At 36.4% G+C, this 12,413-nt stretch carries 8 protein-coding genes; 7 read left to right on the top strand and 1 reads right to left on the bottom strand.

Going from position 1 to position 12,413, the window contains the following annotated elements:
- Window positions 1-56 precede the first annotated feature (56 nt).
- Window positions 57-911: a metallophosphoesterase gene (locus tag AC33VI_RS21335; protein ID WP_491784282.1), complete on the top strand. Its 855-nt coding sequence runs from the start codon at window positions 57-59 to the stop codon at window positions 909-911.
- Between the two features lie 25 nt (window positions 912-936).
- Here the strand turns inward: AC33VI_RS21335 and AC33VI_RS21330 are convergent, their stop codons facing one another.
- On the bottom strand, window positions 937-3,171 hold the full coding sequence (locus AC33VI_RS21330) for a sensor histidine kinase (protein WP_491784281.1): 2,235 nt from the start codon (window positions 3,169-3,171) through the stop codon (window positions 937-939).
- A gap of 482 nt (window positions 3,172-3,653) precedes the next feature.
- Between AC33VI_RS21330 and AC33VI_RS21325 the strand changes: the two genes are divergently transcribed.
- From AC33VI_RS21325 to AC33VI_RS21300, 6 genes are all read left to right on the top strand, one after another.
- Window positions 3,654-4,607: a circadian clock protein KaiA gene (locus tag AC33VI_RS21325; protein ID WP_491784280.1), complete on the top strand. Its 954-nt coding sequence runs from the start codon at window positions 3,654-3,656 to the stop codon at window positions 4,605-4,607.
- A gap of 122 nt (window positions 4,608-4,729) precedes the next feature.
- On the top strand, window positions 4,730-5,038 hold the full coding sequence (kaiB, locus tag AC33VI_RS21320; RefSeq protein WP_491784279.1) for a circadian clock protein KaiB: 309 nt from the start codon (window positions 4,730-4,732) through the stop codon (window positions 5,036-5,038).
- Between the two features lie 104 nt (window positions 5,039-5,142).
- Window positions 5,143-6,732 (top strand): circadian clock protein KaiC, encoded by a 1,590-nt coding sequence (kaiC, locus tag AC33VI_RS21315; RefSeq protein WP_491784278.1) that lies wholly within the window; start codon window positions 5,143-5,145, stop codon window positions 6,730-6,732.
- A complete protein-coding gene (locus tag AC33VI_RS21310; protein ID WP_491784277.1) occupies window positions 6,722-7,792 on the top strand; it encodes an acyl-CoA dehydrogenase family protein in 1,071 nt (356 codons plus the stop codon). Before kaiC ends, AC33VI_RS21310 begins: the two co-directional genes overlap by 11 nt.
- Before the next feature lie 656 nt (window positions 7,793-8,448).
- Entirely contained in the window at window positions 8,449-10,641 is a 2,193-nt protein-coding gene (locus AC33VI_RS21305; RefSeq protein ID WP_491784276.1) for a GumC family protein, read from the top strand.
- Between the two features lie 73 nt (window positions 10,642-10,714).
- Window positions 10,715-12,406, top strand: coding sequence for an alkaline phosphatase family protein (locus AC33VI_RS21300; protein ID WP_491784275.1), 1,692 nt, complete (start codon window positions 10,715-10,717; stop codon window positions 12,404-12,406).
- Window positions 12,407-12,413 lie beyond the last annotated feature (7 nt).

Here is a 12,413-nt window from a genome sequence, read left to right as displayed (position 1 = left end):
TTGATTAATTTAGCAAAACTAAAAAATTACTGATGGTAGCTATTAATTATAAAAATATGAGCCAAGCTATAAGTAAATGGCTCGGTAATTTTACTGTTATCATTTTAGTTTTATCTTTTTTTACCTATATTTATGCTGCTAAAATTGAGCCTAATTGGATTCAAATTGTACCAATAAACTTAACAATTACCAATTTAAGCCCAGCATTTAATAATTTTAAAATAGTCCAAATTAGCGATATTCATGCTAATAAATTCATGCCAGAGTCAAGGTTTCAAAGAATTGTCGCTCTGGTAAATGAACAAGACCCCGATGCTATTACTATTACAGGAGATTTTATTACTAAATATAAAAGTTTCAATGCTAGAAAATTAATCAATAATCTCAGTAAACTCAAATCCCATGCGGGAATTTTTTCAGTTTTAGGCAATCACGACCTTAAAGGAAATCAAACAACAAGACTAACAAAACTTAAAAGAGTTCTACAAAAAAGTAAAATAACCAATTTAGATAATCAAGTAGTTGCGATCGAGCGGGGTAAAAATAAACTAGCTTTTGCAGGAATTGATGACCCTTATTGGGGTAAACCCGATCTTCAAGGAGTAATTGAAAAATTACCAGATAATGCCCCTAGCATTTTACTAGTTCACGAGCCTGATTATATTCAGCAAAGTGCTAAAACTAATCAATTTGCCCTTCAACTCTCAGGACATTCTCATGGAGGACAAATCCGCTTTCCTTTTATCGATCCTCTAGTCTTACCTTTTGGGGGAAGAAAATATTATGCAGGTTTAAATCAAGTAGGAGATACCCTCGAATATACCAATCGAGGTTTGGGAATGACAGGTTTATCTTTACGCTTTAATAGTCGCCCAGAAATTACAGTTTTTACCCTCAAGTCTCCTCTATAATCAAGAATCTATTGAGAACAGCTATTTAGATTCCAGTAGCAATCTGAATTACTTGGATTAAATCTTGAATGCTGCGACATTCTGCGGGAAGCAAACAGGGGTAAACATTTAAACCTTCGACTTGATTGGCTGCCGCAGTAGTTTGGGAATCTAGAGTAACTATGGGTAATGCTGATAAATATTCGGATTTTTGAAGCGACTGCAAATAATTTAGGGGATCGCTAATCTGATAACCATCTAATAACACTGCATCTAGCTGCCAAATACGCGCGAGAGTATGAGCTTGTTCCAAACCATCTGCTTCAATAATCCGATATCGATAGTTGGGTCGATCGCATTCAATCTTAGACCAATCTTGTTCTGCCCATTTTTTAAGATTAAAGTCTAAGTCGCTATTGTTACAAAGAGATATATCGATCGCTTCTGGTTCGGGATACAGACAAAGAATGGTTAGATTTCTCGTAACTGCATCTTGTTTAGTGACCCCTGAATGTAATTTGAGAGATGAAGGATCGGATTGGGGAAGAACTTCGGGCAAGAGTAAAGTAAAAGAACAACTATTAATTTCATATTTACTTTTGATTTCACCCTGAAGTATTTCTGCTAGATAGTTGGCAATAACCAAATTCAAACTAATTTCTTGACTAAAAGCATTAATATTTTCTACAGGAGAAATAGAAGACTCATCAAGTTTATTGCTTATTTTGATCGCTATTCCTCTTAACTCGGCTTGAATGGTAATTTGAATTGTTGAAGCAGAAAACTCGAAGAACTCGATTGTTTCTAACATTAAGTGCATCAAAATACTAGAAAGTCGTAATTTATCGGCGATCGCAGTTTTAACTTCAGGGTTAACGTTTAATTCTAGTTTGGTATTAGCAACAACTGACTCTAATTCATTTGACTGTAACGATTTTAACTTGGTGACTGCTTTTTGATAAAGTTGATGACACAGTAGTTCGAGATTAATCGCTTCTGATTTTAGTTCTGTTTCTTTCCCACTCAAGCTAGTTAGTTCGATTAGGTTGCTAACAATATCGCTCAATTTACTGCCACTATTATGAATCAAGCTAATATAGAAAGATTGACGCTGATTGAGAATGCCTATTTTTTCACTGTTGAGTAATTTAGATAGACCTAAAATACCTGTTAGAGGAGACTTCAATTCGTGAGCGATAGTAGCCAGTAATCGATCTACAGTTGAAGCTTTAAGAGAAGTATTAGAATTAACCACAGGAGAATCATTGCTGGGGAGTAATGATGATTCGATTGCTAAAATCAACCAATATAGTTTTGTTTCTGTCTGCCAACGTTCTCCCTTGAAAGTTAGAGGAATTTTCAGATAATCCCACTGATTACCTCTTTTGATTTCTAAAGAAGATAAATTTCTTAATGGAGAACTAGCCAGATCTATACATTGAATTGCTGACTGTTGCAATTTTAAATCTCTTTTCTGAAAAATTGGAATAGTATGAGGAGGTACAAAACTAGCTCTATCTAGCAAACAACATAAACTAGCACGAGTAGTTGTTGCGTCGATTTTTTCTGCTGCCGAATTCTGTTGCAAAACATTAAATTGTCGTTCCATCCACCAATGAGCAATCGAAACATTTGATTTTTGGAGATAATCTAAATGTTGCTCTTGGCTAGAATCAACTAATTGTTGCCAAGCTCGATTGACATAACAATCTTGTTGGGTAGAATTTTCGATTTTAATGGGTAATGCTAAATCATCAAATAAATCTAATAAAGAAAGTAATGAATTAGGTAAAGAAATATTAGTATCTTGAATACTATCTTTATGTTGAGATACCAAATATTTGAGCAATTTATCTTTATCTAATTTACCTTTTAATTCACCTAAAGAATTGACAATAAAATATTCAACTTGACTGGTCTGAAAAGAATTATTTTGTAAAGAGTCGAAAAATTCTGCCAACGTAGTTTTAGCCTGACAGACAATTGCTGGTTCGATAGCTTCCCGAACATTATTAATGGTAGGGTAAGCAAAATTATCCCTATCTGGACTATTTTTGGCATAACTCGCCCCCATCTGAGGAAGTTGTTGCCAAGATTTTGCCAGAAGAGAAAGCAGGTTGCCAGAACTAATAACTCCCCAACTGTTATTCGGTTCGGGTATTGCTATAGAATTACAACTGGTTTGCTGGAAAATACGTAGGACAGTACCTAAGTCTGCTTCTGGCTCACAGATTGCAATAGCACAAGTAAATTCATCTAATGTAGAATCAGGGCTAAACATAAATTATCTGGTTTTTGTCTCCAGAAGTTAACTCAAACGGTCGCTATAAATGTAGCTATATCTTAGTTGGTTGGCTTGTGAAGAGGTTCTAACTTAAATTGATAATAATATTTTATTATTTAACTACTATATATACCTATCTCCTAATTGTACTAGAATCAGTCGATAAAAATGATTAACAATTGTGATTTAATGACTGATAATATTATCTTTCATGATTGAATTTAACTATCATTGCTGGGTTAATGAAATTACAATTCCCAAACAGACGCAATAAATGTTAACTTTTAATTGATATTATGTTGAAATATTGACTAACGTCAAATTTCATTGCTGCTATTAGACGATCGCATCTCAATTTCGCTTAGATTCTGGCAATTTAGAGAAAATTGCTCCAACTGCTAGTCAATGGCGATCGTGTAAAGTTAATTTTGACTATTGTTAGAAAACACTAGCAGCTATCCAGTAAAATTCATCTAGCAATGTCAGATTATTCAGATAAAAGGTCACCTTCCAATAGTCGCTCTGTACCGAGTAAATTACAGATTTGTTTATTTTCCATCCAACAATCCTTAACTCAATCTGTCAGCAAACTCTTAAATAGCGATCGCTACGCACTCAAGCATTTTAATATGGCAGAGAAACTAGTAGATTTTATAATTCAGTACAAAGAGCAAATAGATTGTATTGCACTGGTTAATGAGGTTGCAACTAAAGAAATTACTCAGCAGCTATGGCATTCCCAAATATTATTACCTGTAGTGATTATTGAAGCAGAAAGCGCAATCGACTCCCAAAATATGTCAGAAGTAGATGACAATGTTGCTTTATCAGATTTTGACATCGAACGAGTAATCTATCATCCAGCAGAAATACATTTATATCCCACTCAAATCAAAGAGATTAGTTCCTATATTAATTTAGCTATTACCAAATTCTTAAATTTGTCTCCCAATATTAAAAATGACAACTTGTCATCAGAATTTCCCAACAATTCTATGACTAAAGCCAGTAGTTCTTTAGCTATTCAACAACGTAGATTAACCAACAAAATTAAAGAAAGGTTGGGATATCTTGGAGTTTTTTACAAAAGAAATCATCAAGATTTTTATCGCAATTTATCTCCAGAACAACAACAAGATTTATTAGAACAATTGAGTTCTAGCTATCGGACTATTTTACTCAATTATTTTGAAGATAATTCGCCAATTAATCAACTAATCGATGAATTTGTTGATCGCGCTTTTTTTGCCGATATCTCTACTTCCCAAATCCTAGAGATACATATGGATTTAATCGATGATTTTTCCCATCAACTACGAATAGAAGGTAGAAATGATGATATTTTGTTAGATTATCGTCTTGCTTTGATTGATACAATTGCCCATTATGTGAAATGTATCGTCGCTCTATTCCTGGAGAAGATATTTCTTTGAAGTTATTATTTGGAGTAGAATAAAAATAATAGTTAGTCTTAAATTATGTTTAGATAACTTAGTATTATTTCACTTAAATTTTTATATTTGCTCCCGTCCGAAACTTTAAATAATTTAATATTATGGATAAATTTAGAAAAACTTATGTCCTAAAATTGTATGTAGCAGGAAATACACCTAATTCTGTGAGAGCCTTGAAGACTTTAAAAAATATTTTAGAGAAAGATTTTCAAGGAGTATACGCTCTCAAAGTAATTGATGTTTTAAGAAATCCTCAACTAGCGGAAGAAGACAAAATTTTGGCAACTCCAACTCTATCAAAAGTTCTTCCTCCACCAGTCAGAAAGATCATTGGGGACTTGAGCGATCGCGAAAAAGTTTTAATTGGTTTAGACTTATTATACGAAGAAATACGCGAAAAAGAATCTTAATTCCGAGGGTAAAGAGAGTTAGGGTATCGTAGAATATTATACTGTCTCATAAAATCACTTTTACCAACTTTTATATTTAGGCAACTAGATTTTTCATTTATTAGATGAACGAACCAAATCCTAATAATCAGCCACGACAACCTGAATTATCAACCAGAGGTGTTCGTAAGATCCGCACGATGATTGAAGGATTTGATGAAATCACTCATGGCGGGTTGCCCATCGGTAGAACTACTTTAGTAAGTGGAACTTCGGGCACGGGTAAGACCCTACTTGCAGTACAGTTTCTTTATTTGGGAATCGAATATTTTAACTGTCCTGGTATTTTCGTTACTTTTGAAGAATCCCCCAAAGACATTATTGAAAATGCCCACAGTTTTGGTTGGGATCTGCAAGATTTAATCGATCGCGGCAAATTATTTATCCTTGATACTTCTCCCGATCCTGAAGGGCAAGAAGTAGTCGGTAACTTCGATCTCTCCGCTTTAATCGAGCGCATTCAATATGCAATTCGCAAATATAAAGCCAAATTAGTTTCAATTGATTCGGTAACTGCAGTTTTTCAACAGTACGATGCAGCATCAGTTGTCAGACGGGAAATCTTTCGTTTAGTTGCTCGTCTTAAGCAGTTAGAAGTTACTTCTATTTTAACGACCGAAAGAGTAGAAGAATACGGCCCTATTGCTCGTTTTGGAGTAGAAGAATTTGTTTCTGATAACGTAATTATTATTCGCAACGTTCTAGAAGGAGAGCGTCGTCGTCGTACTATTGAAATCCTTAAGTTGCGCGGTACGACTCACATGAAGGGAGAATACCCCTTTACTATTACTAACGATGGGATCAACATCTTTCCCTTGGGTGCAATGCGTCTTACCCAACGTTCGTCCAACGTGCGTCGCTCGTCGGGAGTCAAAACTCTTGATCGACTTTGTGGGGGTGGCTTCTTCAAAGATTCGATTATTTTAGCTACGGGAGCTACTGGTACGGGTAAAACTTTGCTGGTTAGCAAGTTTTTGGAGGAAGGCTGTCGTCAGGGAGAAAGAGCGGTGTTATTCGCCTATGAAGAATCCAGAGCTCAATTATCTCGTAATGCCTCTTCTTGGGGGGTAGACTTTGAAGAGATGGAAAAACAGGGTTTGCTCAAATTACTTTGTTGTTATCCAGAGTCCGCTGGTTTGGAAGATCACCTACAAATGATCAAGTCAGAAATTGCCGAATTTAAACCTTCTCGGATTGCGATCGATTCCTTATCTGCTTTGGCTAGAGGTGTAACCAATAATGCTTTCCGTCAGTTTGTGATTGGCGTTACGGGTTATGCCAAGCAAGAAGAGATTACTGGTTTTTTTACTAACACTACCGATCAATTTTTGGGTGCAAACTCGATTACCGAATCTCATATTTCTACCATTACCGATACGATTATTTTGCTGCAATATGTGGAAATTCGCGGTGAAATGTCTAGAGCTATGAACGTCTTTAAAATGCGCGGTTCGTGGCACGATAAAGGGATTCGAGAATATGTTATTAGCTCCGAAGCACCAGAAATTCCCTTTATTAAAGAATCTTTCCGCAACTACGAAGGTATTATTAGTGGTTCGCCATCTCGAGTATCTTTGAACGAGAAAAGCGAACTGTCTAGAATTGCCCGAAATGTGAAAGACATTAACCTAGAATCCCCTAAAGATGAAGCTTAGTCAACAACAGATCCAAATTTGGCTTCAACAAAAAATTAAACCTGTAGCTAATGAGATAGACCTTTCTCCTCAAGCTTTACAAGTAGCTTTACAAGAAATGGGAGAGCTTTCTTTATTAGCATTAAAAGTTCCTCTAGAAATGGGGGGAAGTGGTTGGAGCAAATTGGAATATTCCCGTTTGCAAGTTCTTCTAGCAAAAACTTCTGGTGCTTTAACTTTTTTGCAGACACAGCATCAAAGTGCGGGAGAGATGTTGAGCAAGAGTAATAATAAATACTTAAAACAAGAATTATTGCTTCAGATGGCAACAGGAAAAATATTAATCGGGGTAGGTTTTTCTCATTTACGTCGTCAAGGGATACCAATGGTATCGGCAAAGGAATTAACTAATGGTTACGAAATAACAGGAGAAGTACCTTGGATTACTGGTTATAATTTTTTTGATCGCTTTATTTTGGGAGCAACCCTAGAAGATGGTAGAGAAATCTACGGTATTTTGCCTTTTAAAAATGTTTGGCGAAAAAAAAGAGGTAGTATAAACCTTAGTTCGCCAATGAAACTGATGGCGATTTCTTCTACCAATACAGTCAGTGCCAAAATAGACCGATGGTATTTGGAAAAAGACTGGGTAGTATCAATTAAACCAGCAGGATCGATCCATCACAACAGTCGCCGTAATATTCTCAATCATGGTTGGTATGCTCTTGGTTGTGCCTATGGCGGGTTGGATATTTTGTCATCCTTAGCAATAAATAAACAACTTGGTTTTTTAAAAGAGTCTTGGCAAAATCTTCACGGCGAAGCAAAGCGAGCCGAACAGCTTGCTATCGATTTGACGGCAAAAGATTCAGGCTTTTACCCAGAAAAACTACAACTAAGAGCAGATTTAATTAATTTAGCCCAACGTTGCGCTCAAGGGGCAATTATTGCTTCTAGTGGTGCTGCCAATTATTTAGAAACTGGTGCTGCAAGAGTATATCGAGAAGCTTTATTATTCAGCGTTTCAGGACAAACTAAAGAGGTTATGGAAGCTAGTATCAGAAAATTATTAAATTATTAGTAGTGAGTATTCTTTTTTGGTAGCGATATAGATTATTAAATTGATTTTAACTAAGCTAATTTTCAGTTTTCTAGTTTTAGATTAATAAATAAGGTATTTTTGAGTTGAATTTTAACTCATAACAATGTAGATTTCTCAAAAATACAAATATCTGAGTTAAACTATTATAAAAAATAATTGTATCTCACTAGTTAATACTTAAGTAAATACTATGGGATAAGTACTATATTTTTTAACTGCGATCGAACCGCTCTTTCTATTCACTTAAAAAATACTAATAACTATAATTATCGAGCTCAATATTGACAGGGGTAATAAATACTTTTCAGATACATAGCAAATGCTTTTTTTGGAATAACGTTGATTTTAGAGCGTTAATGCTCCTAATCTAAGACTTATTTGAAAAAAGCCTTAAAATAGCTCGGATTATTTTTTAAGAGCAAAATAACAATTGCCAAAAATAGACCGATTTAAGTAAATTTCAATAATTTCACTTTTTAATATTTTTATATTATTTACGCTCAACTTTACTAAAACTTTAAGGTATCCACCTGTCTAATCGCCTATAAATTTTTTATAACAGTAAATGTAAATACTAAAAATTAATTTTAGGAAAAGGGGCAACATAGCTTAGATTTAAGTTTAAGGAAAACACTATGACTAACTTGCAAAAAGGTAATGGTTCTGATTCTAATTCCAGAGGAGAACTAGATTTAAATATAGGAGAGTATTTACTGAAGCTGAAGCGACGCTGGATACCAGCATTGGCCGTTTTTGCTTTTACTGTTGCAACAACCGCTTTTTTAAGCAGCTTTTTAGAAAAAACCTATAAATCTGAAGGAAAAATTCTGTTCAAGAAAAATGCCACTCTTTTAGAGGGGATTGGTAATGAAGGGAGAGATCTAGATTCTATTCTAGATAATCAAACGCCTTTGAGTACTGAAAAAGTCAGAATTACTTCAGAACCAGTAATTCAACAAACTATCGATCTTTTAAAGCTGGTTAATGATGAAGGAAAACCCCTGAAACCTAAAGATTTTGAGAAGCGATTGTCTGTGGAAATAGTCGGCGGAACTGATGTTATTTCTTTATCTTACAAAGATCCAGACCCCGTTATTGCTTCCAAAGTTGTTAATACTTTAATGGATGTTTATATTACACGACAAGTTGAAAGCAGTCAATCCACCAATGCCAGTGCTAGTGCTTTTATCGATCAAACCATTCCCAAAATTGAGAGTCAACTTGAATCTTTAGAATCTCGCTTGCAGAACTTCTACGAGCAGAATCAGATTGTAGATTTGCAAGAAGAAAAGAAAATTTTAGTACAAGAATTAGCCAATCTCAATCGTCAAATCTCTACAGTAGGTGCTGAATTACAAGGCAAACAAGCTCAGACTGCTAATCTGCAACGTCAATTAGGTCTAAATCTAAACCAAGCCGTTAGAGCAGATCAACTAGCTAGCACTCCTCAAGTTCAAAGTATTATCGAGCAACTTGGAGAGACAGAAACTCAACTGGCTCAAGAACGTCAAAGATTTAACGACAACCACCCTGTAATTGAAAGTTTAAACGAAAAGAAACGAACTTTGAACGCTAACTTACAACAGTTAATTACTCAATATGTTGGAGCGCAAGTTTCTACAGGTTTATTACAAAGTGGCAATAATATTAAAGAAAATCAACTAGAGAGATTTATTAGCCTCAAAATTGAAGAATTGAGTTTGCAAACAGAAGTATCTGCTTTAGCTCAATACCAACAAGTCTATCTCAATAGAAGTCAAGAAATTCCTCGACTAGAAAAGCAAGAGCAAAGCTTGCTTCGTGAAGTTGAAACTACTCGTGAAAACTACAATACCTTGCTAGCTAATAAAGGGGACTTAGAAATTCTACTCAATCAACCTGTTGGTAACGCCGAAGTTATCGAACTAGGCAGAGTACCAGAGGAAGGAAGTACGGGTAGAGTAGCCTTAATGACTTTAGGAATTTTGATGGGGCTGTTTTTATCTAATCTCACAGCCATTTTGTTAGAAATACAAGACCGCACTCTTAAAACTATTCCTGAAGTCAAACAAAAGTTCTCCTATCAAGTTTTGGGAATTGTTCCTCTAGATAATCTGCAAGAAACTCAAGGCGGAATAGTTGTTCAACGAGAGCCCGATTCTTTTGCCAGCGAAGTTTACCGCATGATTCAAACCAACCTTAAATTCTTAGCAGTCAAGCGACAGCCCAAAGTTATTTTAATCACTAGTTCCGTTCCAGGAGAGGGAAAATCAACTATAGCTGCTAATCTAGCCGCGGCAATGGCTCAATTGGGTCGCAAGGTTTTACTCATTGATGGAGATTTGAGAAAAGCTTCTCAGCACGAACTATGGCAAGTTAGCAATAAAGTAGGAGTTAAAGATGTAGTGGCTCACAAAACTCCTATCAATAGGGTGGTCAATCAACCAATGAAACAATTAGAGTTACTCACAGCAGGAATTATTGCCCCCAACCCTTTAGCTCTATTAGATTCTACAGAAATGAGTCAATTAGTAGCCAATGCGAGAAGAGATTATGAATTAACCATTATTGACGCACCCCCTTTGGCTGTTACCGCTGACGTTTTGACTCTAAGCAAATTAGTTGATGGCATTGTCTTTGTTAGCAGACCTGGAGTAGTAGAAAAAGAGAGTGCGGAACTAGCTCAAGAAACTATTATGAATGCTAATCTTTCTCAAAAAGTTTTGGGGATGGTTATTAATGGAGTTAAACCCAATGAATTCGATCGCTATTCCTATCACGCTAAATATAGTAAGAACTATTTTTCTAGTTCTGGCGAGAGTAGTCCTTCTAAAACCGCTCCTGCGTAAATAAAGCTACATAATTTTTTAGTCTATTTCGTAATTAATAACTAAGTTTTAAACAATTATCTCAAGTAAAAAAATGAAAAAATCAACTATTGTAATTGGTTTAGATGCAGCCGAACCTCGATTAATCGAAGAATGGATGGCAGCAGGACATTTACCCAATCTCAGCAAGATTGTAGCAGCAGGAACATACAGTCGTTTGGACAATACAGTTAAATATTGTGGTAAATCCACTGAATATTCTACTACCGAACCCCTATGGGCTACTTTTAACACTGGATGTCGCCCCGATACTCTGGGCTATTGGGATACCGCAGCTTACGATCCTAAGGACTATGGTATTGTCTGCGATGTAGTAGAAAGTGGTTACGATTATCAAGAATTCGCTCCTTTTTATGCTTTGGGTGAAGATTACAAAGTAGCAGTATTAGACGTTCCCGTCACAACTCTTTCCGATGAGATTAACGGGCCTCAGATCCTGGGTTGGGGAGGTCATTATCCTTATACGGTAAGCGCTTCCAATCCTCCCGAACTATTTGAGAAAGTTGTTAACAAACATGGCAAAAACCCCGTATTACATAACGATAATGGATTGTGGTGGAATCCCGAATACGTTAAATGGGTCGAAGATGCTTGTGAAGAGAGTATTGCAGGACATTCTGCGATCGCTCGCGACTTGCTCAAACAAGACAACTGGGATTTATTCTTGATGGTGTTTGGGGAGACCCATACTATCGGTCACGATGTCTACAACTATAGTCAAGACGACCATGCAGTTTATAATCACTTAACCAAAAATGGTACGAGAGAAGAAGACCCCGTACTCAATACCTACAAACGAGTCGATAAAGCAATTGGCGAAATCATAGCAGAAGCTCCAGAAGATTCCAATGTAATCTGTTTTTCCGCTCACGGCATGGCTGGAAACTTCACCGATTTGTTGAGTATGGCAATTTTGCCCGAACTTCTTTATAGAATGCACTATGGCAAACCCGCTCTAGCCCCAGGCAAAGTCGGCACTAAACCTGGTCCTGTAGTTACCAAACCCATCCGTAATTCTTGGGCGGGAGAAATATGGAGTCAGATATACACTCCCAATCCCATCGAAAAGCTGTTCCGTACTTGGACTCACAAAAAATTCTTGCGCGGTCAAAAACACGGTTTACTTTCTCCCTATAGCTTGTTGGACGAGCCTATCGAACAGGAAGTAGCAATGGGTTGGATGCCTGGTATGTGGTATTCTCCTCTTTGGCCTGAAATGAAAGCATTTGCCTTACCAGCTTTTACTAACGGTCATATTCGCATCAACCTCAAAGGAAGAGAAAGAGATGGTGTTGTCGAACCAGAAGAGTATTTTGCTCTTTGTGATGAGATTATTACCATGCTTGAAGATCTCGTCGATGCTAGAACTGGCAACAAAGTAGTCAAGCAAGCGGTTAAAACTCGTACAACTCCTTTGGATGATAATCCTAAATTACCCGATGCTGACATCGTAGTGATTTGGCAAGAACCCATGACCGATGTAGTAGATAGTTCTAAGTTAGGAAGAGTTGGTCCTTTAACTCACTGTCGCGCTGGCGGTCACAAAGGACAGGGATTTATTGCTGCTCAAGGGCCAGATATTCCCACAGGAGTCGAACTATCTGGAGGAGAAACTGTAGATTTAGCTCCGACGATCTTGTCTTTGATGAATGCAGAAATTCCCGAACATTTAGATGGTAAATCATTACTAACTGAGGTTCGTAGCTCTGTAACTACGACAATATAACTTTTTA

The organism is Waterburya sp. (genome assembly GCF_058530065.1).
This window is presented reverse-complemented; position numbering and strand designations above follow the sequence as displayed.